Genomic DNA, 23,651 nt, shown 5'->3' on the forward strand with positions numbered 1-23,651 from the left:
CCGCGATCGATCCCCTCACCGATGCTCCGATACCTGCTGAAGCGCCTGCTCGCCACCATTCCGGTGATGGGCGTCGTGGCGCTGTTCGTGTTCTCGCTGCTCTACCTGAGCCCGGGCGACCCGGCTGCGGTGATTGCCGGCGACATCGCCACCGAGGCCGACATCGCGCGCATCCGCGCCCAGCTGGGGCTGGACCAGCCCTACCTCGTGCGCTTCGGCAGCTGGCTGTGGGCGCTGGCGCACGGCGACCTGGGCACCTCGATCTTCACCACCTTGCCGGTGACCACGCTGATCGGGCAGCGCGTCGAGCCGACGCTCGCTCTCACGGTGTGCACGCTGATCGTCGCCGTCGGACTGGCGGTGCCCCTGGGCGTGCTGGCGGCCGCGCGCGCCGGCGGCTGGATCGATCGCGTCGTGATGGCCGTCTCGGTACTCGGCTTCTCGGTGCCGGTGTTCGTGATCGCCTACGGGCTGATCCTGCTGTTCGCGGTGCAGCTCGAATGGCTGCCGGTGCAGGGCTACCGCAGCCTGAAGGAAGGGTTCGGCCCCTTCATCCGCCACATGATCCTGCCCAGCCTGGCGCTGGGCATCGTCTACATGGCGCTGATCGCGCGCATCACGCGGGCCACCATGCTCGACGTGCTGGCGCAGGACTACGTGCGCACCGCGACCGCCAAGGGGCTGGCGCCGCGCACCGTGCTGGTCCGTCATGCGCTGAAGAACGCCGCGGTGCCCATCGTCACCGTCATCGGCATTGGCGTGGCCTTGCTGATCGGCGGGGTGGTGGTGACCGAGACCGTCTTCGCGATCCCGGGCCTCGGCCGACTCACCGTGGATGCGATCCTGCGCCGCGACTACCCGATCATCCAGGGCGTCACGCTGCTGTTCTCCGCGGTGTACGTGCTGGTCAACCTGCTGGTCGACCTCAGCTACTCGCTGTTCGATCCTCGCATCCGCTACTGAGCCGATGAGCATGTCGACGAGCGCCTCAGCCGTGATCATCGCGCCCCGCTCGGTGTCGCCGACCTGGCTGCGCTTCAAGGACGCGCTGCGCCGCCATCCCACCGCCATTGCCGGCGCAGTGGTGCTGGTACTGATGGTCTGCGTGGCGCTGTTCGCGCCCTGGCTCGGCACGACCGACCCGCTGGCGCTTTCGCCTGTCCGGCGCCTCAAGCCGCCGTCGGCCGAACACTGGTTCGGCACCGACATGATCGGCCGCGATGTCTACAGCCGGGTGGTCTACGGCACGCGGGTGTCGCTGTCGGTGGGCCTGGCGGTGGCGCTGCTGGCCAGCGTGATCGGCCTGGCCGTCGGACTGGTGACGGGCTACCTGCGCTGGCTGGACGCGGTGGTGATGCGTGTCATGGATGGGCTGATGTCGATCCCGTCGGTGCTGCTGGCGATCGCGCTGATCTCGCTGACCAAGGCCAGCCTGCAGAACGTGATCGTCGCCATTGCCATCACCGAGGTGCCGCGCGTGGTGCGCCTGGTGCGCTCGCTGGTGCTGACACTGCGCGAGCAACCCTACGTGGAAGCGGCCACGGCCTCGGGCACCCGTCTGCCCGCCATCCTGCTGCGCCACATCCTGCCCAACACGGTGGCGCCGCTGCTGGTGCAGGCCACCTACATCTGCGCCTCCGCCATGATCACCGAGGCCATCCTGTCCTTCATCGGTGCAGGCACGCCGCCCAACATCCCGAGCTGGGGCAACATCATGGCCGAGGCGCGCAGCCTCATCCAGGTGGCGGGCACCATCCTGCTGTTCCCGGGAATCTTCCTGTCGATCACGGTGCTGTCGGTCAACCTGCTCGGTGACGGCATGCGCGATGCGCTCGACCCCCGACTGGCGCGCCGGATGTGAGCATGGCGCAGCCTCGACCTCTCTTGCGCGTCGACGACCTGAAGACGCACTTCCACACCCGCGACGGCGTGGTGCGCGCCGTCGACGGCGTGAGCTTCGACGTGATGCCCGGCGAGACGCTGGCCATCGTCGGCGAATCGGGCTGCGGCAAGAGCGTCACCGCGATGTCCATCCTGCGCCTGCTGCCGATGCCGCCGGCGCGCATCGCCGGCGGGCGCATCGAATTCGACGGCCGCAATCTGCTCGAGTTGAGCGAAGCGCAGATGCGCGCCGTGCGCGGCAATCTGGTCTCGATGATCTTCCAGGAGCCGATGACCTCGCTCAATCCGGTGCTGACCATCGGGCAGCAGGTGGCCGAAGTGCTGGTGCTGCACCGCGGCCTGTCCGAGCGCGAGGCGTTGGCGCAGGCCGTGGAGGGTCTGCGCAAGGTGCAGATCTCCGAGCCCGAGCGGCGCGCACGGCAGTATCCGCACGAGCTCTCGGGCGGCATGCGCCAGCGCGTGATGATCGCGATGGCGCTGGCCTGCGGTCCGAGGCTGCTGATCGCCGACGAGCCGACGACGGCGCTCGACGTCACGATCCAGGCGCAGATCCTCGAGCTGATGCGCAAGCTCGGCGCCGAGACGGGGGCGTCGATCATCCTCATCACGCACGACCTCGGCGTGGTGGCCGAAATGGCGCAGCGCGTGGTGGTCATGTATGCCGGGCGCAAGGTGGAGGAGGCCGGCGTCGAATCGCTCTTCGCGCACCCGCGCCACCCCTACACGCGCGGGCTGCTCGGATCGATGCCGCACCTGAGCCGCACCTCGGTCGGCGATGAAGAGGCCGCCCCCAGGCGCCTGGTCGAAATCCCCGGCATGGTGCCGTCGCTGAAGCACGCCACGCCCGGCTGCCTGTTCGCGCCACGCTGCCCGAACGCCAGCGAGCGCTGCCGCAGCGAGGTGCCGCCGCTGCAGGCCTTCGGTCCCGACCACCAGGCCGCCTGCTGGCATCCGATCGCGGAACCGGCGTCGGCGCGCGAGGCGGTTCGCAGCGCATGAACATGGCAGACACCCCCAAGGACCTGCTGCTCGACGTTCAGGGGCTGCGCAAGCACTACGCCACCGAGCAGGGCTGGCTGGGCCGCAGCGGCGGCAAGGTGCGCGCGGTCGACGGCGTCAGCTTCTCCATCGCCGCCGGCGAGACGCTCGGCCTGGTGGGCGAGTCGGGTTGCGGCAAGTCCACCACCGGCAAGCTCATCCTGCGCCTGCAGGATCCCACCGAAGGCCGCATCCTGTGGCGCGGCCAGCCCATCGAGGCCCTGAGCCAGGCGCAGATGCGTCCGGTGCGGCGCGAATTGCAGGCGGTGTTCCAGGATCCGTACTCGTCGCTTAATCCGCGCATCCGCGCCGCCGACATCGTGGCCGAGCCGCTGCGCAACTACGAAAGCCTTTCTGACTCGGCGACCCGCGAGCGCGTGGCACAACTGTTCGAGCGCGTGGGCCTGCGCCCGGACCAGATGGTGAAGTACCCGTTCGAGTTCTCCGGGGGTCAGCGCCAGCGTCTGGGCATCGCGCGAGCACTGTCGGTGCAGCCCAGGCTCATCGTCTGCGACGAACCGGTGTCGGCGCTCGACGTCTCGGTGCAGGCGCAGGTCATCAACCTCATGATGGACCTGCAGCAGGAGTTCCACCTGTCCTACCTGTTCATCGCGCACGACCTGGCGGTGGTGGAGCACATCAGTCACCGGGTGGCGGTGATGTACCTGGGCAAGATCGTCGAGATCGCGCCGCGCAAGGCGATCTTCACGCAGCCGCTGCATCCCTACACCGAAGCCTTGCTCGACGCCGTGCCGGTGCCCGACCCCACGGTGCGCAGGCAGCGCCGGGTCCTGAGCGGCGACGTGCCCAGCCCCATGAAGCCTCCCCCCGGGTGCCATTTCCACACCCGCTGCCCGCACGCCGAAGAACGCTGCCGGCGCGAGGAACCGCCGCTGCAGCAGGTGCAGGCGGGCCAATGGGTGGCGTGCCATCTGCGCCAGCCCGCCTCCATGCCCAAGAAGGAGCAGACTGCGGCATGAGCATGACCAGCACCCCTGAAGCACGCGCCTACGCCAATCCGGCGGCCGCTGCGCCCGCGCTGCCCTATGACGGCGGGCCGCCGCGCAGCCTGACGCGCGCCGGCTTCGATGCCGCGCTGGCCGAGATCTCGAGCTGGCCCGGTTATGCAGCGACGCCGCTGCGGGAACTGCCGGGGCTGGCGCGGCAGCTCGAAGTGGGCGAACTGCTCTACAAGGACGAGCGCGACCGCTTCCGCCTCGGCAGCTTCAAGGCGCTCGGCGGCGCGTACGCGGTGGCCAATGTGCTGCGCCACAAGGCCATGTCCGCGCGCGGTCTCGCGCACGTCAGCTCGCGCGATCTGCTGTCGGGCGCCTTCGACGACGTCGTTCGCGGCGCGACCGTCACCTGCGCCACCGACGGCAACCATGGCCGCTCGGTGGCCTGGGGTGCACGGCTGTTCGGCTGCCGCTGCGTGATCTATGTGCACGAACATGTCAGCCAGGGCCGGCGCGACGCGATTGCCCGCTATGGCGCCGAGGTGCGCGAGGTGAAGGGCAACTACGACGACGCCGTGCGCCATGCGGCTGCGACTGCGGCGGCCGAAGGCTGGACCGTGGTGTCCGACACCTCGTACCCCGGCTACCGCGACATCCCCCTGGATGTGATGTGCGGCTACGGCGTGATGGGCGCCGAGATCGTGCAGCAGCTGGCCGGCCGCCCGGTGCCGACGCATGTGTTCGCGCAGGCCGGAGTCGGCGCGCTGGCGGCGGCGGTGTGTGCCACCTTCTGGCTACGCTGGGGCGAACGACGCCCGCGCTTCGTGGTGGTGGAGCCGACCCGGGCCGACTGCGTCTATCGCAGCCTGCAGGCGGGACGCCCGGTCGTCGTCGGGGGTGCCCTCGACACCGTGATGGCTGGGCTGGCCTGCGGCGAAGTGTCGGACCTGGCCTGGGAGGTGCTGCACAGCGGCGCCAACGTGGCGGTGGCGGTGGACGACGACTATGCGCTGCAGGCGATGCGCGTGCTCGCCGATCCGGCACCTGGCGACCCGCCGGTGGTGGCCGGCGAGACCGGGGGCGTCGGTCTGGCCGCGCTGCTCGCCGCCCGCGATCACCCGGCGCTGCGGCAGACGCTGGCACTGGACGATTCATCGCGCGTGCTGCTGCTGGGCAGCGAAGGAGACACCGACGCGGTGATCTACCGCGAGGTCGTGGGTCGCAGCGCCGAGGACGTGCTCAGGTGAGCACGGCCGCCGTGCACATCGACCCGGCGCGCCTGCTGGAACGCCTGGACAGTCTGGCGGCCATCGGCGCGACCGCCGAAGGCGCGTGCTGCCGTCTCGCGCTGACCGACGACGATCGCGCCGGGCGCGACAGGGTGGTGGCATGGATGCGCGAACTCGGCCTGCAGATCGCCGTCGATGGCATCGGCAACATCTTCGGCCGCCGTCCCGGCCGGGAAGACCTGGCGCCGGTGATGACCGGCTCGCACATCGACACCGTGCGCACCGGCGGTCGCTACGACGGCAACTACGGCGTGCTGGCGGGCCTGGAAGTGGTGCAGGCCCTGAACGACGCGGGCCTGACGACACGGCGCCCGCTGGTGGTCGGTGTGTTCACCAACGAGGAAGGCGCGCGCTTCCAGCCCGACATGCTGGGCTCGCTGGTGTACGCGGGCGGCCTGCCGCTGGAGCAGGCCTACGCCACGCGCGCCATCGATGGCGCGGGGCTGCGCGCGGAGCTCGAGCGCATCGGCTACCTGGGCGAGGCGCCACTGCCCCTGTGCACGCCTCATGCCTTCGTCGAACTGCACATCGAGCAGGGGCCGGTGCTCGACGCGGAGGGCGTGACCATCGGCGCCGTGCGCGACCTGCAGGGCATCTCGTGGCAGGAAGTCGACATCCGCGGACAGTCCAACCATGCCGGCACGACGCCGATGCGGCTGCGTCACGATGCCGGCTATTGCGCCGCCGCGATCGGCAGCTTCCTGCGCCGCTTGGCCGACGAAATGGGCGGCAGCCAGGTGGCGACCATGGGCGCGCTGACGCTGCAGCCGAACCTGATCAACGTCATCGCCGCCCGTGCCAGGCTCACCGTGGACCTGCGCAACACCGACGAGGGCCTGCTGCAGCAGGCCGAGCGTCGGCTGGCGCAGTTCCTCGCGGAGCTGGCGTCGAACGAAGGGGTGAAGATCGAAACCCGGCCGTTGGCTCGCTTCGAGCCGGTGCGCTTCGACTCGGGCGTGGCCGATCTCATCGCGCGCACCGCGCAGCGGCTCGGCCATTCGCACCGCCCCATGAGCTCAGGAGCCGGGCACGATGCGCAGATGATGGCGCGCATCTGTCCCACCGCGATGATCTTCGTGCCCTCGGTCCAGGGCATCAGCCACAACCCGGCCGAACACACGGCGCCCGCGCACCTGCATGCCGGCGCCGAGGTGCTGCTGCACACCCTGCTCGAACTGTCGGCCTGAGGAGCCACCATGCCGAGAATCATCACCGTGGGCGCCGCCCAGCTCGGGCCCATTGCCCGCAGCGACTCCCGTGCCCAGGTGGTCGAGCGCATGCTCGCGCTGATGCGCGACGCCCGGTCCAACGGCTGCGACCTGGTGGTGTTCCCGGAACTGGCGCTCACCACCTTCTTCCCGCGCTGGTACTTCGAGCATCAGCAGGACATCGACGCTTTCTTCGAGCGCGCCATGCCCAGCCCGGACACGCAGCCGCTGTTCGATGCGGCGCGCACGCTCGGTGTGGGTTTCTGCCTCGGCTACGCCGAACTGGTGGAGGAGGGCGGGAGGCTGCGCCGCTTCAACACCGCCATCACGGTCGACAAGCAAGGCGCCATCGTCGCGCGCTACCGCAAGATCCACCTGCCCGGCCATGCGGAGCACGAGCCGTGGCGGCGCTTCCAGCACCTGGAGAAGCGCTACTTCGAGGTCGGCAACCTGGGCTTCCCGGCCTTCCGGGCGAACTTCGGCGAAGGCAAGGCCGGCATCTTCGGCATGGCCATCTGCAACGACAGGCGATGGTCCGAGACCTATCGCGTGCTCGGCCTGCAGGGAGTCGAGATGATCCTCATCGGCTACAACACGCCGGTGCACAACCCGCCCGCGCCCGAGCACGATGCGCTCTCGCACTTCCACAACGAGCTGGTGATGCAGGCGGGCGCGTATCAGAACGGCACCTGGGTGGTGGGCGTGGCCAAGGCCGGCAACGAAGAGGGCGTCGAGCAGATCGGCAACTCGATCATCGTGGCGCCTTCGGGAGAGATCGTCGGCGCCTGCACCACCACCGGCGACGAACTCGCCGTCGCACGCTGCGACCTGGATCTCACAGCGTCCTACAAGAACACCACCTTCAATTTCGCCCGCCATCGCGAGCCCGCGCAGTACCGCATGATCGTGGAGCGAAAGGGCGCGGTGCCGCCGGCCCAGGATTGAGCCCCAGCAGACGGCTGCCTGGACGCCATGCGGCCATCCAGGGACACGGGCGCCAGTTCAGTCCCTGAGATCCGGATCGCTGGCGACGATGTCGTCCCACAGCGTCTGGAACGAAAGCCAGCCAAAGCGAGGCGAGCCGAGCGTCGACGCCAGCCAGCCTGCGTCCTCGGCGGGGTACTGCGTCGGCGTGCCGGCTGCTTCCGCACGCAGCTGGTCATCGCAGCAGCGATTCATCAGCACGAACCACCAGGCGGCCTCGTCCACCGAAGAGCCGGTCGTGAAGATGCCGTGGCCCGCGTGGATCGCCACTCGCTCGTCGCCAAAGGCGCGCGCAAAGCGCTCGGCGGACGCGGTGTCGCGTACCAGTCTCGGCTCGCGGATCAGGGCCTGCTGCCCATAGAAGACGCTGGCATCTTGAGTGATCGGATCGAGCAGGCGTTCGAGCGCCGCCCAGGTCGACGCGGCGGATGCATGGGCGTGGCACACCGCCGCCACGTCGGGTCTTGCGCGGTGCAACGCCGTGTGCAACAGCAGGCCGACTGGGTTGACCGCACCGTCGCCCTGGACGACGCGGCCCTGGTGGTCGACCTGCACCAACTGCGAGGCCTTGACGCGGTGCATCGGAACGCCAATGGGGTTGACCCAGAAGCAGTCGGCCCGCTGCGGATCGCGAACCGTGATATGGCCCAGCAGCCCCTCGGACAGTCCGCGGCGGCCCAGAATCCGACAGGCGGCCGCGAGCCGTTCCTGCACGTGCCGACGTTCGGCCTCCTTCGTCTCGAAGACAGGCGGCTCGCGGGTGGCAAAGGCATTGATCGAGACGGTGGTCTGCATGTGGCCCGCTCTCAACTGGGGGGGCTGCGCCGGGACAACGCAGTGCGCAAAGCGAAGGCACCGATGATGCGCCACAGCGCGAGCAGCGCGCAAGCGCCGGCCAGCGCGAGCAGGCGCGTGTAGTGCTTTCCTCTTGTCCTGGCGTGCCCACCTGTTCACGATGCGGCGAAGACAAGGTGGACGAACTGAGACGTCGAAAGTCGCGTTCGGCTCGTGACCTGCCGCGCGCGCGTGCCGGTGCGACAGTCGGCAAGGGATCTCGCGCGCTGCTCCAATCGTCATGGCCAGGGTCAGCGCCCGCAGCACGTCCGATGGCGGGCGTTGGCGCCTGCGCACGGAGTCCCGGACGAATGGCCGCAAGCGGCCTGGGATCGTGAGTACCGCCCGCGTTGGCTGCGGACGGCAAGCGCTGCAAAGCGATCGGAAGCCGCTGTGGGCGCCTGTGTCAGCAACCGGTCGGAGCTGGACAGGCAGTGCGCATTTTCAGGGATGATGCGGGACTGCATCGTCCGACGGATCAGAACCATTCAAGGTCAGATCCCGTCGACTTGCCCGCCCATTTCACGCTGATTCGCGCCGACGGACCGGACCATCTGGCAAATGCGGGCTGAGAGCAATGAGGGGCCACTCAGTTCGTGCACTCACAGTTGAGTCGGTGCAAGTGCCGAACCTCTAAGTGGCAGACCAGATCGCTTCTGAACGTCACTCCTTGGTCTCGACTTGCGGGACGAGAGCGGTCGATCCGCAGGGGTTGAGTAGTTGCCAGCGGCAGACTCTGCGTCCTCGTATTGAGACCGCACGTGCAGGGCTACCTCGCCATCGAGATGCGAGCCGACGATCAGTCCCAATGAAATCAACGACTTGCGAGAAAAATGTCTGACAGATGACAGCAGATGGCTGTCAATGTGTTGTCGTTGAAAGCGTCTTTGAGCGCTACTTGCATGCGCGGGCTACCTCGGAACTCGACGACGAATATGGTTGTGTGACGTCCGAGGGGGCGGCATTCCGAGCTCAACGAACTCGACGCCGAACCCAAGGGTGCCCGCATTCACCTCGTCGGCAAAGCCGGACGGCGTCGCAGCATTGTGCGTCCGCTTCAGACTGGCTGCTGCCGTGCGCGTTCGGCGGCAAGAAGTCGGCGGACCTCGGAATCCTGACTTTGGCTGTCTCTCAGTCCCAGCGTCGGCTACGACCCTGCAATCAGTAGGTCACTAACGGTTGATCGGTGACGCCGACAAACTACGGCTGGAGCAAGTCGAGTGACCGGTCTGGCCGTCGGCGAACTCATCATCCCGACCCTCTGCTGACTCAGCATCTGCGGATCTGACTGCCGCAAAGCGGGCATTGAGCTCAACTTTCCCGCTCACCGCGGCTCGGCGGGCTTCGACGTCGAGACCTCGCCGTTGGACCGCAAGCTGGTGGTGCAACTGGCTACTTGCGGGTTCACGCAGGTCGGGCTGAGCGTGGTTCACTGCGGCGGGCACAACGGAAACATCGAGTTCGCTCACCACGGGCGCACGATCGTCTCCTGATGGTCGATTTGTGGCTCGAGATACAGGGACCACAGCCTCGGCACGGGCCGAGGCTGTGTCGTTTCAAGCACCGGAGCGTTCGAAAGCGCGGTGTTGTGCCCGCTGCAGGGGCCAAGTCTGGAGGCAGTCCGATGATCTACAAGTCCCAGTGCAAGGCCACCGGCGACGTACTCATGCTGGGCCTGGGCGGCGATGAGGTGCCGCGCGCGATGGGCATCGCCCTGGCAACCCGGGGCGTTATCGAGCCTGCGGCCAGGTCCGTGGCGATTGAGGCGATCGAGGCAGCCGTGGCACGTGACAGCGCGGCGCAGGACCTGTCCGGGCATGCGGCCCGAGAGGGCGCGGCGCCACCCGAAGACGGCGGCATGACCCTGCGCCAGAGGGCGTGGCCGCTGACGGAGATGATCAAGCGGGCCCAGGCGGCCCGGAAACCTATCGTCACGGGCACCTGATCCGGCCCCGGGGCTCGACCGCCGCCGTTGGTCGTCGACGCCATGGCTGGCCCCGGCCGTTGTCGTGCGGAGCACGGCAGCACGTCGGCGATGCCGAGCGGGTCCGATGACCGCGGGAAGCAAGGTGCGTTCGTGGATCTTCACGCTGCGCGAGCGTCGATGTGAGGCTGGCGGGCCGCGGCACGCGATCGCGGACGTCAGGCCCTTCTGCCGCGCCCGTGTGGCGGGCTGCGACTCGCGCTACGCCGATCGTGCGATGCATCGAGAAGGACCGACCCGCCGCCTCCTCGCAGTGGCAGACGCTGGGCTCAGGCCATCCGCTGCGGACCGAGTCCGGGCCCGTGGTCAAGGCGAGGATACGCACTGACCTCCGTCAAGACCGGGGCGCGGCGGCCAAGGTAGAAATGGTCGCGGCGGTTGCGTATGGGGAAGATCTGATCCGATGACGACTGTGCCCTCGCGCGCCGCCCGGCAGGGCGGCCTATCCTTGTCACAGGCGCTGGTTCGGCGCATCGTCGACAGCGTGGCCGAGGGCCAGAAGTACCACCTGAAGGTGGTCTTCGCCGACGGCAGCGTTCACCACAGCAGCCGGCTCGGAGAGCCGGACATCACGATCATCTTCCGCAAGACCTCCGCGCAATGGCGGATGGCGTTCGGCGGCGTCTTCGAGTTCCTCGAGTCGTACTTCAGAGGCGACGTCGACATCATCGGCGAGCACGGCCTGCGCCGGTTGATCCACCTCGGCTACCGCAGGCCGTTCGGGCGGTTCGAGCATCCGCTGACGTGCCTAAAGCGGCACTGGCTCGAGTGGCGCCAGAACAACCGGGATCGCGATCAGGCCAGGCGCAATGCCACCTTCCACTACGGCCTGCCGATGGAGTTCTTCCATCTCGTGCTTGGCGAGACGTACGGTTACAGCGAGGGGCTCTGGACCGATGCGACGCGCGGACTCGACCAGGCGCAGCACGACAACTTCGATCTCATCTGCCGCAAGCTGCGGTTGCAGCCGGGCGACAGGCTGGTCGAGGTCGGCCCGGGCTGGGGCTACATGTCCATGCTCGCCGCGCGGAAGTATGGTGCCGTGGTGACGGCCTATGGACTCGTCGCCAGCCAGAACGACGGCATGCGCCGGCTGATGCAGGCCCGGGGCTTCCGCGGCGACCTCACGCTTGTCGAGAAGGACCATCGCGACCTCTCCGACGAGCCCGGCCGGTACGACCGCTTCGTGTCGATCGGCGTGCACGAACACGCGGGACGCGACTGCAACGAGGCGTGGATTCGCAGCATCGCCCTCGGGCTGCGGGCCGGTGGCATCGGCCTGATCTCCGCCACGTTCAACATGCAGGCGCGGCCCACCAACTACTGCACGATCAAGCACATCTTCCCCGGCGGCTACATTCCCAGCCTGGCACAGACGCTGTCGCTGATGGAAAGGCATGGGTTGAACCTGCTCTCGATCGAGAACCGGTCGTACCACTACCACCGCACGGTGGTCCATTGGCTCACGAACTTCGAGACGAACTGGGAGCGCATTCGCTCGATAGACCCCGCCCGATTTGACGAAGCCTTCCGCCGGGCGTGGCTTTTCTATCTGGGCGGCGCGGCAGAAACCTTCGAGGCTGCGCAGGAAACTATCAACTGCTACCACGTCACGTTCGTCAAGGGGCACGGCACGGATGCCGATCCGCGTTGATGGCGAGCGACTCGCCAGGTCCATGGCCGACGAGCTGGCGGTGGCTGACCGCAACTTGCTGGCGTCGGCGCCGGTAAGCCACGCCCGGACGGGCGTTCCGCCGAGCCGCGATGTCATCCCACCTCCCGTTCGAGAAGCCCGTCATGCGCGGGCAACGACATGAGCAGTGCAACACCCGCCACCGCGGAAAGGACGGATGCCGCGAAGATTCCCAGCTTCGCGCTGTTGACCAGACTCGAGTCGAAGGCCAGATTGGCAATGAAGAGTGCCATCGTGAAGCCGATTCCGGCGAGCACCCCCCCGCCAGCCAGTGATCTCCAAGTCAGATCCGGGGAGCGCACGGCGATGCCAGAGCGCACCGCCAGCCATGTGAACGATAGGACACCGATGGGTTTGCCAAGAGCGAAACCGACGAACACCGCCAGCGTGACGGAGGTGCCGAGACCCTCCGAAGACAGCGGCAGGCCGGCGTTGGCGAACGCGAAGAGCGGCATGACCACGAAGGCGACCCACGGGTGCAACTGGATTTCCAGACGCTCGACCGGAGACAGCGCCTCGCGCGCTGCGATCTCGGCCATCTGCAAGGTCTGACGACCCTTGGTGTCGCCGCTTCCGTGGTCGCCGGCTGGATGCGCTACGACCTGGTTCAAGATGCCGTAAAGACGCTCGTCGGTGACCCATCTGCGGGCCGGCGTCATCAACCCCAGTACCACGCCAGTCAGCGTTGCGTGGATGCCCGATGCGTCCACCGCGAGCCAGATGAAAGCGCCCGCCAAGGAGTAAAGCGCAAGACTTCGTATGCCGATCAACGCCATCCCGTGAACAAGCACGATGCCGAGCGCGCCCAAGGCGAGCGCGCCCCAGGCCACGTGGCTGCTGTAGCCGATGGCGACGACAAGAATCGCACCGAGATCATCGACGATCGCCAGCGAGAGCATGAACACGCGCAGGCTCTGCGGGATGCGCGATCCCAGAAGCGCAAGGCAGCCGATGACGAACGCGGTATCGGTTGCCATGACGGTGCCCCAGCCGCTTTGGCCCGGTTGGCCCGACTGCAGCACCAGATAGAGCGCGGCCGGCACCAGCATCCCACCGAGCGCAGCGGCAATGGATAGCGCGGCCACGCGCGGCTTGTTCAGTTCGCCCAGGACCAGCTCTCGCTTGAGCTCCAATGCGACGACGAAGAAGAACAGCGTCATCAGCCCATCGTTGATCCACTCCCGCAGCGAGCGGGCGAATGTCCACGTGCCGATCTGAAGACCGATCGGCGTCTCCCAGATCTGCTCGAACTGGTGCGCCCAGGGGGAGTTGGAGATCAGCAGGGCGGCGACCGTGAGCAGCAGAAGAACGACTCCCCCGGCGGCCTCGATGCGAAAGAACCGGGTCACCCGTCTTGTGAGCCGATCGACCAGTTCCTTCGGCAGTTGAGTGGTTCCGGTCGTGACGGTTCGGTCTTCACTCATGGTCAGTGCCTGGGATGCATTGCAACGGAAGGATCGGGAGGGCTGAAGCCCGTGCCGCAGGCCGATCAGCTGCGCGGCGCCGCAGTTTCTTCGAGGTGAAGGGTCAGCTGCGACGTGGGCGCGAGACCGAGGGCACGGGCCTCCTGGTCCCAGTGCGACAAGTCCGCCGCATCAATGCCGGCACGCGCCGCCCGTGCCAAGGTCCGCTGCACCAGTTCCTGCGCCGCTTTCGCCACGGCCGGCGGCGCGTTGTGAACCAGCGCGTCGAGATGGCGCAGCAGCTGCCGCATGACGTCGAACTGCTCCGCGCTGCAGCGGGCAATCGGCTCGTAGGCGATGGCCACCAGCGCCGCCGGTGACGCCGGGGCGGCCGTGACGCGGTCGCGGACCTTGGCGTCGGCGTCCTCCGGCGCGCTGAAGGTCTGCACCAGCAGGCGCGTCTGGCTGCCCAGCACGGCGATCGCCGTGCCGGGGTCGTTGACCGCGGGCGACAACGCACGCTGCGCGATCTCCGCCAGCATGATCAGCCCGTAGGCGGCGTCCTGCTCGATGGTGCGCTCGGCCCCAATCACGAAGGCCTTGCGCACGCCAGTTTCCAAGGCGTCGCGACCGTCGTCGTCCGCCATCGTCAGCAACCAAGCCAGCGGCGACATCGGGTGCACCAGGTCCCCGGGACTCGCGCTCACGTGAACCTGTCCATCGCACCCTTCTGCGAGCGCCTGCAGTGCGTCCACGTCGACGAACTGCACGTGGCCCGTGAGCGTCGAGCGCACCGGCTTGGCGCCGGCCGGTGGCTCGGCGGCAGCGCGCGCGCCACTCAGGGGTGCCCGGGCATAGCGCCCGAGGGTCTTGCCGGTGGCGCGCTCGACGGTTTCGATGGTGTGCGACACGCGGCCGATACGCGTCAGCACGTCGATGTAGCTCATGAACGAGACCACGACCCAGGCCAGCACGCCCAGCGTGCACATGAACAGCGCCATGCGGCCGGGCGCGCCGTAGCGGCCCGTTCCCAGCGCGATGAAGCCGACGATGGAGAAGATGAAAGCGGCCAGGAACACCGCCACCGCTTTTTGGGACCGCGGCTCCGCCACGACCAGCCGGGTCGCGCTCGGCGTGCCGGCGTTGGCGGCCGACGCGTAGGCGTTGACGAGCACCGACAGCGAGAAGGTGCTCACCGCCAGCATGCTGGACGCCATGATGCGCAACAGGTCGTCGACCACTTCGGTCTGGAACGGAGGCAGCCAGTCCGAGGGCACCCAGAGATCGGCCAGCGCCGAGGCGAAAGCCGCCCCCACGGCCGCCGCGCTCCAGACTGCCGGGCGCCACCACAGCGTCTGGCGGACACGCCCCCACAACAGTCGAATTCGGTTCAGGTCGGGCATCGAAGCGATGGAGACTGCTCGGAGCAAGCGGCGCTCTGGGTTTCGAGCATGGCGCCAGCGTATCCGAAACCGTGCCGCCCTACGCGGGACTGCCATTGATCGTGCGCAACCGCCAAGTCGCACCAACGGCGCAGCCTCGGACTGTTGGTCTCGGCGTCTCGCCAAGAGTGGCCATGAGATCCGTGACGAGCCTGCGGGGGTTGGGGCGTCGTGGCCGGCGTGGCTCGTCTGTACGTTGCCGAACAGACTGCGCGGCGTCATGCGCGCAAATTTTGAATGATGAGGTGCCCTTTCCCCATCAACAGGAGCCGAATCATGAATTTCCGCAGCACACTTTCCGCCGTCGTGACCGGCGTCGCCATCCTGACCACCTCCGGCTGCGCAGTCGTGCGCGGACAGGAAAGCGCTGGCGCCTATGTCGATGACACCACGATCACGACCCAGGTCAAGGCCCGCATGCTCGACAACCCGGCCGTCGCCGGCACCAGCATCAGCGTTGAGACGCTGAATGGCACCGTGATGTTGTCCGGCTTCGCCAAGAGTGCCACCGAGAAGGCCACCGCCGAGAAGATCGCTCGCGGCGTCAACGGCGTGAAGGCGGTCAACAACGAGATCGCCGTTCGGCCCTGACCGCGGTTCGGGCCAGGTCGCGACGGGTTGCATGGGCTCGCCCGGGCATCGGGCGTCGACTTTCAAGGAGATTCGAATGAACTGGGACCAGATCGCGGGGAACTGGAAGCAAGCTCGAGGCAAGGCCAAGGAACAATGGGGCAAGTTGACCGACGACGATCTCGATGTCGTGGCCGGGCGGCGCGATCAGCTGGCCGGCAAGATCCAGGAACGATACGGCGTGGCCAAGGACAAGGCCGAGGAGCAGCTTGCCGAATGGGAACGCAAGGCAAGCGACTCGTGGTTCTCCACGGACACGAAGAAGTAGAGCCTTGCGCGCGCGCAAGCGCGTTCAGGTTCAACGACTCGGCGGCTCGGTGAGCGGCCGACCAGGAGTGTCACCATGCTGCGTTACGCCATCGTCTTTCTTGTCATCGCGTTGATCGCCGCCGTGCTGGGCTTCAGCGGCATTGCAGCCAGCGCTGCAAGCGTTGCGAAGATCCTCTTTGTCGTCTTCCTGATCCTCGCAGTCGCCAGCTTCATCTTCGGCCGCGGCCGACGTTGACGCCACCATTGGTGCGGCCATCGATCTTGCGCAGGTTTTGGCGAGCGGGGTCGCTCGTTGCGCGACCGCTGCTGCCTTGGTCCGGCCGAGCGCAATTTCCCATGCCGCGCTGCGAGTCGCGAGAATCGAATGAGTGAAGATCAGCATTCGGCAGGTGATGCGCTCCCTTCGGGCTGCGAGCTGATCGAAGTCCACGTCACGGCGCTGAGGCAGCTCTTCAATGCGATCGATGCATCACCATTCCGCGAAAGGGACCTGGATCCGGGGGCAGATGAGTTCATCGTCGGATGGGCACGTGAAGCTTCGCACGGTGCACCTCTGGCACTACTGGTGTCTCTGGACAGGGATCCAGGCCCGGCCGACGAGCCGGCTGCCCTGCGCGACACCATCCATGCGCACTTCAGCCATCGGGCGAGGATCACGAGGAGTCGCCTGCGTCAGTTGCTCGGCATTGGTCGCATCAGTCTTCTTCTGGGGCTGGGATTCCTGGCCATCGCCGTCGGGCTGGGCGACCTCGTCGCAAGCGCGATGAAGGGTCGGCAGGTGGGCGAACTGCTGAGGCAGGGCCTGGTCATCTGCGGCTGGGTCGCCATGTGGCGTCCCTTGGAGATCTTCTTGTACGGCTGGTGGCCGATCCGCGCGGAGGCCCGGCTCTACGACCGGCTGAGCGCGATGCCCGTTCGCATCCTCTACAGAGGCACGGACCAACCTGACGCCTGGCGCCACGACTGGCCGGTGGTGCTGCCGACGCAAGTCATCCCGCAGAAGTCGCCGCCGCATGCCGCATCGGCTGAACGCATGGCGGAGCCGGCAGTGGACAGCAGCGTCCCCGAGCGGCAACCGATTGGCTCGGTGGCATATGACACCTGTTCACCCAGCCGAAGACCAGGGGGAAGCAGAGCTCAACGTTGACGCGCGGCTGCCCTGACCGGCAATGAGGCTCGGCGGCCTCACGTACCGAGCCATCGGCCACCGATGCTGAGGGTGTGGCCACAGGACGCGCATCCCAAGGCAATGGCCGACGTGGCAATTCGCCGTGAAGACCACGCTGCCCCGCATCTATCACGCCGATGGATTCCCCAGGCATGGCGCGGGTCAGATCCCCGGGGTGCAGTGCAGCGCCAACAGGCGCTCAGAGCGGCATGCCGGCCCTCCTCGTCGGGCACGCGCCACGACCGAGTCTTGGAGTCCTCCTCCTGGTGCGCACGCCATCGTTCTTCGTTCGCATCAACGACCCCCACAGTGGGCATGCCGGTACCGGACAGTCGACAACGGTCGCTCCTGGACGGGTCCGGGTTCTCCCCGGACTCGCCATGACCTGACGCAGGCGGCCGATGGCCGCGTCCCGGAAGTCGGCTTCCTGGCGTGGCCTCGTACTCACACCATCGGCCAATTGCAGTCGTTCAAAATGCGCGAGGCCGTACGTTCTTGGAGATCTGGAGCAGCGGAAAGTCCAGGCTTTCGAGCAGTGCCGGCCTTGCCGCGCTCGGGTCGTTTGCAGTGTTCAACGGCCGGTAGGTGCGCGCTTTGGCGAGGTCATCTCCGGTCTTGCGCACGCATCGGTCGGCCGGTGGAGGCCGATCTGGCGGTCGAGCGCCGTGTAGTAGCGCGCATCGCTGTCGGCCAGTCGACGGAGTCGCTCGATCGCATACCATCGGCCATTCACCACCACGCCAGCGATTTGCCGAACGTTACCGACGTAGTCGAGCGGGTTGGCGCGCAGCAGTACCAGATCGGCCCGCTGCCCAACCGCGACCGTTCCGGTCTCCCCGGGACGTCCAAGCAGCCGGAAGGCCGTCTGCGTCGCCGACTTCAGCACGTCGCCAGGCGGCAACCCGATCTTGTTCAACTCGATCATCTCGTCCGGCACCGAGGATCCGTACGCCACGCCCGGGATGGTTGCGTCCGTACCGACGACCAGGGGAACGCCCCGTTTCCACAGTTCGCGGGCGATGACGCGCTGGAAGTCATACGCCGGCGGGATCAGGGCGGCATTCGGCTGATCGCGAAATTCGTCGCGCAGGTACCGGTTATTGGGTCCTAGCCAGCGCGACAAGAGGAAGGAATCCACGTATCGCAAGTCCGCCGGCGGCGGCAGTGGAACGCACCGAGACGCATACATCTGGACAATGTTTCGGCTGGTGACGAGAGTAGTAACCACGGCCTGCCCCGCAGCCTTCACGCGATTTGCGAGTTCTATTGCAGCGCTAAGTTGGAGGCCAGGCAGGCCGTATGTTCCCAGTTCCTCCAGATGGGCGATGCCGTCAAGCCGAGCCACGAAAGCGTCGTCGGGCGTTGCGCAATTGGCGCAGCCGAGCTCTGGTAAGTGCCCGACCGCGCGCAGCCCTAACTCATGCGCCGTTCGCACTACCGCATTGAACGTCTCGCGATTCAGGAATGTGTAAGGCTTGATGAAGTCGTAGCCCTGCTGCTTCGCTCGTGTGACGCGACGCCGGCCGTCCTCCGCGGTACGTGGCGATTCGATCGTCGACGCAGTGCCGCGGTCTTGATCAGCGTCGGCGCCATCGATAAGGTCGCCAACGAGCAGGCGTGGACCGATTATCTCGTTGCGGTCCACCAAAGTCCTTAGCTCCAGCTCGTCGCCGCCACCAGGTGTCAGAGTTCCAAACGACACTACAGTCGTGACTCCGTTCAGCAAGAAGGCGCGCAGGAGACGGCGATCGAACGAATGTGCAGCGCCCAAGCGCCGCCTTCCCGATGTCAGGGTGAAGTCGCCGCGGGCGATCAGTCCGTCGATCACTCGCTGTGTCGCGAGATGCGCGTGACCATCTACGAGACCCGGGATCAGGAACTTGCCGGTGCCGTCGATGACGACGCCGGTCGGGGTGGCCGCGCCCCGTTTCTCCGGCTCGACGCGCTCTATTCGGCCATCGCGCACGACGACCGTGTGGTGCGGGCGCGCGATGGCGGCATCGACATCGATGACCGTGACGTTGCGGATCACGAGGACGGATGCGTCGGGTGCCGCGCTTGCCGAACCCGCGTACATGAGCACGAGCGCGATCACCGCGAACAGCGTCGACATTCGCGCAGTCATTCATAGCTCCTGGGATGGGGCATGCCGCGCGCTTGGATGAAGGTAAATCGCGGGTGCAAAGGAATCGCCCAAGGACCGCAGGTTGGCGGGCCGCGCGTCACTCGGTATGTCCTGAGCGAGTTGGCGCGACCAATTCTAGTCATCGCTACCGTCGGCTTTGGGTCGAGACTTCCATTTCGCCCAGTTTGAAAGCGCTCTTCTCGAGTGCGCGCCGCGCGAGCAACGCAGCGGAGGACCAGGACGCACTGCGGTCACCCGTCGCGCCGCCGGGCCACTGACTGCTCATGATGGCCGCGCCACTCGGCCGCCAGCCTCGAATGTCCGTGCCCGGTCTTGAACGGGCATAGCGAGCACTCGAACTCCCGATGTGGCGCTCACACATTGCTAAGGCAAGTTGCACGTTTTCGCCCTGTCCTACCTATCGTCCATACTTGCAGTGCCGTCTGGTGACGCTGAACCACTCGACCGTTGAATCGCTGAACCGACGCTCAGTTGCCCAACAAGGCGCACAACTGGCGTGCAAAGACGGGGCAAGAAGGGCTCGGAGCCGCTCAGTTGCCAGAACTCACCGCGTGCTTGCTACACGGGGCGATGCGCTAGTCGATTGAGTCCGATGTTGATGCGGTGGCCAAAATATGGGACCAAGACGACACTTCCCCGACACACAAATGCAGCACGGGCCGGGCGGATCCTCAATGGATTGGCCACGTTATGGGTTACGAAGTGGTCAGCTTATGAGGGGAAGCGCACATTGGTTTCCAAGACGTCCGGAAAGCCTTAGAGATTCAACGCTCTGGGGCCTGCTTCATGTCCCGCGGAGTTCCTGCAGGTCGCCTGAAATCCGGCCGGTGGTGCAGTCTCCTGAACAGTCACTCGACTGCGCCTGCTCGAAGGGGCAGCGGTTACTGCAGCGGCCCGGACCCTGGTGTCCTCCGACTCGACGATCGAGGCCATTCGGACCGGAGTGCCATGGTGTACCTCTCCACCACCATTGCCGCAACAGTGTCGCGCCAGACGATCGACCCATAATTGCGCGTCACGAGCGGTGCCGAGCAGCAGCAGCGCCGCGTGGAGGAGCGAATGACCGAGACGGCTGACGACGCCGGTGCCGCGGCACAGGATCCCGCTTGGCGCACGTTCGCACGCCACCATGCGTTCGTGGTCGGCATCGATGCCTATGCCAACGGCATCGCACCGCTGCGCACCGCCGCGGGCGACGCCCGCCGCCTGTGCGAGTTGCTGGCGCGGCAGCACCACTTCACCGTGCATCCGCCGCTGATCGACGAGGGGGCCTGCGGGGCACCGCTGCGCGAACTGTTCGGCACGACGATGAAGCAGGCGGTCGGCCCCGACGACCGCGTGCTCTTCTACTTCGCCGGCCATGGCATCGCGGCCGACGGCGACGATGGCCCGGCCGGCTATATCGTCCCCGCCGACGCCGAGCCGGCCAGGCTCGACACCTTCATCGCGATGGCCGAGCTGCAGGCCGCGCTCGACGCGCTGCCGTGCCGGCACCTGCTGCTGATCCTCGATTGCTGCTTCTCCGGCGCGTTCAAGTGGTCCAGCCAGCACCGCGCCATCTTCATGACGCCCAAGCGCATCTACCCGACGCGCTTCCGCCGCTTCGTCGAGGACCCGGCGCGCCAGGTGATCACGTCGGCGGCGCACGACCAGAAGGCGCTCGACGTGCTGCACGGCAAGGCCACCGGCGAGCGCGGCAGCCGCCGCACCGAGGACGGCCGCGAACATTCGCCCTTCGCCGCTGCGCTGTTCGATGCCCTGGAAGGGGCCGCCGACGTCGCCCGTGGCGAGCAGCAGGAAGGCGACGGCATCATCACCGCGACGGAGTTGTACGCCTACATCCGCGACCGTATCGAGCCCGCCACCGAGGCCACCGGTGAACGCCTTCGGCAGACGCCCAGCTTCTTCCCGCTGAAGGGGCACGACAAGGGCGAGTTCATGTTCCTGCATCCGCACCATCGGCTGAACCTGCCGAAGATGGAACCCGCGGATTCGCCATACAAGGGGCTGGATTCGTTCAACGAGGCCGACCAGCACCTGTTCTACGGGCGCGACCGCGTGGTCGCTGACCTGCGCCAGCGTGCGCTGGACGCGCAGCAGCGGTTGCTCGTCGTCGCCGGTCCCTCGGGCACCGGCAAGTCATCGGTGATCAAGGCAGGGCTGCTGCCCGAACTCCGCAAGGCGGGCCTGGAGATCCTGCCGGTCATGCGCCCAGGCGCCCAGCCGCTCGCTGCGCTCGAACGTGCGCTCGAAGGCGCCACACGGCCCTCGGTGCTGCTGATCGACCAGTACGAGGAGGTGGTGACGCGCTGCGGCAATGCGGCCGAGCGTCGGGAGTTCGACGAGCGCCTGTACCACCTGCTGGAGCAGGGCGACAAGGTGCAGCGCCTGATCCTGACCGTGCGCTCCGACTTCGAGCCGCAGCTGAACACCGGGATGCTCGCGCGGCACTGGGCCCGCGGACGCTGCTCGGTGCCGCCGTTCAGCCCGGAGGAACTCCGCGAGGTCGTCGTGATGCCGACGCTGCAGGCCTCGATGATCTTCGAGCCGCCGGAGCTGGTCGACACGATCGTCGGCGAGGTGGTGCAGTCGCCGGGCGCGCTGCCGCTGCTGTCCTACGCGCTGTCGGAGCTGTTCCGGGCCTACCAGGCCAGCGGCCGCGAGGACCGGGCGCTGACGCGCGCCGACTTCGACCGCCTCGGGGGCGTGATGGGCGCGCTGCGCACCCGTGCCGACGCGTTGCACGACGAGTTGCCGCCGTTGCCGGACCGGGAGGTGCTGCGCCGGGTGATGCTGCGCATGGTGTCGCTGGAGGGCGATCTCGCCGGCCGGCGCGTCGCCACCTCGGACCTGGTCTTCGACGACGCCGATGCGGCCACCGTCGAGCGGGTGATCGAACGGCTGGTCGACGCGCGGCTGGTGGTGCGCGGCGCCGAGTCGGACGTGGCGGGCGATGGCACGACCCACCGTAGCGACCACATCGAACCCGCACACGACGCATTGGTCCGGGTGTGGCCGCGCCTGCGCGCCTGGATCGATCAGGCCGGGCGCGAGAACCTGATCCTCGGCGCGCAGGTCGAGGCCGCGGCCAAGGCGCTGGACCGCCATCGCGACGCCGGCTACCTCTGGCACGACAACGCCCACCTGCCCGCGGTGCTGGCCGAGCTGCACAAGCCTCACTGCTGGTTCACCGCCGGCGAAGCGGCGTTCATCCGCCGCAGCGAGCAGCGGCGCAAGGCGCGCCTGATGCGCCGGCGGGCGCTCGCGCTGGCGACCTTCACGGTCGTCGGCGTGCTGGGTGCGTGGGGCTGGTTCGAGCAGCGGCTGGCGGCCGGGACGATCCGGGAGGCGCAGGGAATGACCGACCGGCTGCTGTTCGACGTCATGGGCCGGTTGCAGGCGATCCCGGACACACGCGACGTGCGCGTCTCACTCGTCGAGCAGGTCAAGACGCTGCAGGACCGCCTGAGCGACATCGGCGCCCGGGCGGACCACAGCACGAGATACTGGACCGCCGTGCTCGACGGCGATCACGCGGTCGAGCACAGCGAATACGACAAGGCGCGCAGCCGCTACCAGGATGCGATCGAGCTCATCGGCACGGCGGTCGAGCTGGACGCGAACTGGCGGCGAAACGGGTCGCTGGTCTACAGCAAGGTCGGCGAGCTGGAAATGAAGCGCGCCGAGGCCGCAGGCGAGGACCCGGACCTGCGGGCAGCGGCGCAACCCTACGAACGGGCGCTGGCCATCGACAGGCAACTGGTCGCGGAGAACCCGGACAACCCCATCGTCCTGCGCGACCTGTACGTCAGCCTGTACCGCCTTGCGGATCTCGCCCATCGGGACGGCCGCGAGACGCCGGAAGGCCTAGAGGGTGCGGAGAAGGAACGTGCGGAGCAGCAGCAGCGCGCCAGCCGGGAGCGGGCCAGCGAGCTGTACACCGAGGCTCGTGAGGTGGCGGCGCGCCTGCGGGCCTGGCCGGCGGCGACGGGCGGATCGTCGCGGCACCACGATCCGGATCAGGCCCAGCGCGACCACATCAACACGACGCTGCAGATCGGCCACATCGCCTTCGTCCTGTGGGAACGACATGCCGAAACGGCGCACCGCAGCCGTAGCCTCGCCGAGTACAGGTCCGCATTGAACCAGGCCCGCGACGCGCCAGGCGCCGTCGCCAAGGAGGCGGCGCTGATGGAGGACCTGGCGATTGCAGCGCAGCGCGTGGCGATGCTCCGCATGCACGACGGCGAGGCGGCGCTGGATGCGGCGCGCAACGACGCGCTGCATGCCATCGAGTGGGCGACCCAACTGATGCCCGAGCCGCCCACCGTGGACCGGCGATCGGTCGTCGCCCAGGCCTTGCACTACGAGTCGCAGCTCAATCTGGCACGGATCGAGGCGCGCCGCAAGCGCCCCGACTTGGCCCGCACCGCCCTCGAGCAGGCAGCACGGATCGCGCGGGATCAGGCCGGCACGAACCGCGCGTGCACGGACCCCCAGCAGGTCTGCTGGAGTGATCTGGAAGCGGCGGCCTGGATGGAGATCGGCCACCTGGAGGCCGACCAGCGACGCCGGAGCGCAGCCCGGCAGGCCTTCGACCGGGCACAACGTGTCGCCGCCGAGCCCGGGCTGAAGAGCAAGGCGCAACGCTGCTTCGCTGCACCGAAGCTGCCTTGCCCCACCTGAGCCGCCGCGCTCCGGCGG

At 67.6% G+C, this 23,651-nt stretch carries 19 protein-coding genes; 15 read left to right on the forward strand and 4 right to left on the reverse strand.

Translation table 11 applies throughout. The features are described from left to right. Positions 1-21 precede the first annotated feature (21 nt). From Q0599_RS25300 to Q0599_RS25330, 7 genes are read left to right on the forward strand one after another with little or no spacing between them, the layout of a single operon-like run. Positions 22-963, forward strand: a complete 942-nt coding sequence (locus tag Q0599_RS25300) for an ABC transporter permease (protein WP_298826606.1) — start codon at positions 22-24, stop codon at positions 961-963. A 10-nt stretch (positions 964-973) separates the two neighbouring features. Then, complete coding sequence (locus tag Q0599_RS25305; RefSeq protein WP_298826604.1) at positions 974-1,861, forward strand: ABC transporter permease; 888 nt, start codon at positions 974-976, stop codon at positions 1,859-1,861. Positions 1,862-1,863: 2 nt separating this feature from the next. Further along, complete coding sequence (locus tag Q0599_RS25310) at positions 1,864-2,901, forward strand: ABC transporter ATP-binding protein (RefSeq protein ID WP_298826602.1); 1,038 nt, start codon at positions 1,864-1,866, stop codon at positions 2,899-2,901. A gap of 2 nt (positions 2,902-2,903) precedes the next feature. Beyond that, positions 2,904-3,920, forward strand: a complete 1,017-nt coding sequence (locus tag Q0599_RS25315) for an ABC transporter ATP-binding protein (RefSeq protein WP_298826599.1) — start codon at positions 2,904-2,906, stop codon at positions 3,918-3,920. Further along, entirely contained in the window at positions 3,917-5,143 is a 1,227-nt protein-coding gene (locus tag Q0599_RS25320; protein ID WP_298826597.1) for a diaminopropionate ammonia-lyase, read from the forward strand. The genes Q0599_RS25315 and Q0599_RS25320 overlap by 4 nt, the downstream gene beginning before the upstream one ends. After that, a complete protein-coding gene (locus tag Q0599_RS25325; RefSeq protein ID WP_298826593.1) occupies positions 5,140-6,372 on the forward strand; it encodes a Zn-dependent hydrolase in 1,233 nt (410 codons plus the stop codon). The genes Q0599_RS25320 and Q0599_RS25325 overlap by 4 nt, the downstream gene beginning before the upstream one ends. Before the next feature lie 9 nt (positions 6,373-6,381). After that, positions 6,382-7,338 (forward strand): N-carbamoyl-D-amino-acid hydrolase, encoded by a 957-nt coding sequence (locus Q0599_RS25330; RefSeq protein ID WP_298826590.1) that lies wholly within the window; start codon positions 6,382-6,384, stop codon positions 7,336-7,338. Between the two features lie 57 nt (positions 7,339-7,395). Here Q0599_RS25330 and Q0599_RS25335 read toward each other — a convergent pair whose 3' ends face one another. Continuing rightward, entirely contained in the window at positions 7,396-8,265 is an 870-nt protein-coding gene (locus Q0599_RS25335) for a class II aldolase/adducin family protein (protein ID WP_298826587.1), read from the reverse strand. A gap of 1,310 nt (positions 8,266-9,575) precedes the next feature. Between Q0599_RS25335 and Q0599_RS25340 the strand changes: the two genes are divergently transcribed. The 3 genes from Q0599_RS25340 (at position 9,576) to Q0599_RS25350 (ending at position 11,849) form a co-directional block, all read left to right on the forward strand. Then, positions 9,576-9,704 carry a hypothetical protein gene (locus Q0599_RS25340; protein ID WP_298826584.1) on the forward strand — a complete coding sequence of 43 codons (129 nt, stop codon included), beginning with the start codon at positions 9,576-9,578 and terminating at the stop codon, positions 9,702-9,704. 131 nt (positions 9,705-9,835) lie between these two features. Beyond that, a complete protein-coding gene (locus Q0599_RS25345) occupies positions 9,836-10,156 on the forward strand; it encodes a DUF1840 family protein (RefSeq protein WP_298826581.1) in 321 nt (106 codons plus the stop codon). A gap of 553 nt (positions 10,157-10,709) precedes the next feature. Continuing rightward, positions 10,710-11,849, forward strand: coding sequence for a class I SAM-dependent methyltransferase (locus tag Q0599_RS25350; RefSeq protein ID WP_298826578.1), 1,140 nt, complete (start codon positions 10,710-10,712; stop codon positions 11,847-11,849). 113 nt (positions 11,850-11,962) lie between these two features. On the opposite strand, the gene nhaA is transcribed toward Q0599_RS25350, so the two are convergent. Beyond that, a complete protein-coding gene (gene nhaA / locus Q0599_RS25355; RefSeq protein ID WP_298826575.1) occupies positions 11,963-13,312 on the reverse strand; it encodes a Na+/H+ antiporter NhaA in 1,350 nt (449 codons plus the stop codon). A 65-nt stretch (positions 13,313-13,377) separates the two neighbouring features. Next, positions 13,378-14,694 (reverse strand): DUF2254 domain-containing protein, encoded by a 1,317-nt coding sequence (locus Q0599_RS25360; protein WP_298826573.1) that lies wholly within the window; start codon positions 14,692-14,694, stop codon positions 13,378-13,380. A gap of 315 nt (positions 14,695-15,009) precedes the next feature. On the opposite strand from Q0599_RS25360, the gene Q0599_RS25365 reads away from it, so the two are divergent. The 4 genes from Q0599_RS25365 to Q0599_RS25380 all read left to right on the forward strand — a co-directional run bounded on the left by Q0599_RS25365 (position 15,010) and on the right by Q0599_RS25380 (position 16,780). Next, positions 15,010-15,324, forward strand: a complete 315-nt coding sequence (locus Q0599_RS25365) for a BON domain-containing protein (protein WP_298826571.1) — start codon at positions 15,010-15,012, stop codon at positions 15,322-15,324. A gap of 76 nt (positions 15,325-15,400) precedes the next feature. Continuing rightward, on the forward strand, positions 15,401-15,631 hold the full coding sequence (locus Q0599_RS25370) for a CsbD family protein (protein ID WP_298826568.1): 231 nt from the start codon (positions 15,401-15,403) through the stop codon (positions 15,629-15,631). A 75-nt stretch (positions 15,632-15,706) separates the two neighbouring features. Further along, complete coding sequence (locus tag Q0599_RS25375) at positions 15,707-15,868, forward strand: DUF1328 domain-containing protein (RefSeq protein WP_298826565.1); 162 nt, start codon at positions 15,707-15,709, stop codon at positions 15,866-15,868. Positions 15,869-15,997: 129 nt separating this feature from the next. Further along, on the forward strand, positions 15,998-16,780 hold the full coding sequence (locus tag Q0599_RS25380) for a hypothetical protein (RefSeq protein ID WP_298826562.1): 783 nt from the start codon (positions 15,998-16,000) through the stop codon (positions 16,778-16,780). A 592-nt stretch (positions 16,781-17,372) separates the two neighbouring features. Here the strand turns inward: Q0599_RS25380 and Q0599_RS25385 are convergent. Next, positions 17,373-18,914 carry an amidohydrolase family protein gene (locus tag Q0599_RS25385; protein WP_298826559.1) on the reverse strand — a complete coding sequence of 514 codons (1,542 nt, stop codon included), beginning with the start codon at positions 18,912-18,914 and terminating at the stop codon, positions 17,373-17,375. A gap of 1,092 nt (positions 18,915-20,006) precedes the next feature. On the opposite strand from Q0599_RS25385, the gene Q0599_RS25390 reads away from it, so the two are divergent. Then, complete coding sequence (locus tag Q0599_RS25390) at positions 20,007-23,633, forward strand: caspase family protein (RefSeq protein ID WP_298826556.1); 3,627 nt, start codon at positions 20,007-20,009, stop codon at positions 23,631-23,633. The last annotated feature ends 18 nt before the right edge of the window (positions 23,634-23,651 follow it).

This window comes from uncultured Piscinibacter sp. (genome assembly GCF_937952055.1).
GTDB lineage: Bacteria > Pseudomonadota > Gammaproteobacteria > Burkholderiales > Burkholderiaceae_C > Piscinibacter.

Excerpts from the sequence above, each read along its gene's own strand:
- Q0599_RS25300 (WP_298826606.1), top strand. The coding sequence starts at position 22 with ATGCTCCGATACCTGCTGAAGCGCCTGCTCGCCACCATTCCGGTGATG.
- Q0599_RS25305 (WP_298826604.1), top strand. The coding sequence starts at position 974 with ATGTCGACGAGCGCCTCAGCCGTGATCATCGCGCCCCGCTCGGTGTCG.
- Q0599_RS25310 (WP_298826602.1), top strand. The coding sequence starts at position 1,864 with ATGGCGCAGCCTCGACCTCTCTTGCGCGTCGACGACCTGAAGACGCAC.
- Q0599_RS25315 (WP_298826599.1), top strand. The coding sequence starts at position 2,904 with ATGGCAGACACCCCCAAGGACCTGCTGCTCGACGTTCAGGGGCTGCGC.
- Q0599_RS25320 (WP_298826597.1), top strand. The coding sequence starts at position 3,917 with ATGAGCATGACCAGCACCCCTGAAGCACGCGCCTACGCCAATCCGGCG.
- Q0599_RS25330 (WP_298826590.1), top strand. The coding sequence starts at position 6,382 with ATGCCGAGAATCATCACCGTGGGCGCCGCCCAGCTCGGGCCCATTGCC.
- Q0599_RS25345 (WP_298826581.1), top strand. The coding sequence starts at position 9,836 with ATGATCTACAAGTCCCAGTGCAAGGCCACCGGCGACGTACTCATGCTG.
- nhaA (WP_298826575.1), bottom strand. The coding sequence starts at position 13,312 with ATGAGTGAAGACCGAACCGTCACGACCGGAACCACTCAACTGCCGAAG.
- Q0599_RS25360 (WP_298826573.1), bottom strand. The coding sequence starts at position 14,694 with ATGCCCGACCTGAACCGAATTCGACTGTTGTGGGGGCGTGTCCGCCAG.
- Q0599_RS25365 (WP_298826571.1), top strand. The coding sequence starts at position 15,010 with ATGAATTTCCGCAGCACACTTTCCGCCGTCGTGACCGGCGTCGCCATC.
- Q0599_RS25370 (WP_298826568.1), top strand. The coding sequence starts at position 15,401 with ATGAACTGGGACCAGATCGCGGGGAACTGGAAGCAAGCTCGAGGCAAG.
- Q0599_RS25375 (WP_298826565.1), top strand. The coding sequence starts at position 15,707 with ATGCTGCGTTACGCCATCGTCTTTCTTGTCATCGCGTTGATCGCCGCC.
- Q0599_RS25380 (WP_298826562.1), top strand. The coding sequence starts at position 15,998 with ATGAGTGAAGATCAGCATTCGGCAGGTGATGCGCTCCCTTCGGGCTGC.
- Q0599_RS25385 (WP_298826559.1), bottom strand. The coding sequence starts at position 18,914 with ATGTCGACGCTGTTCGCGGTGATCGCGCTCGTGCTCATGTACGCGGGT.
- Q0599_RS25390 (WP_298826556.1), top strand. The coding sequence starts at position 20,007 with ATGACCGAGACGGCTGACGACGCCGGTGCCGCGGCACAGGATCCCGCT.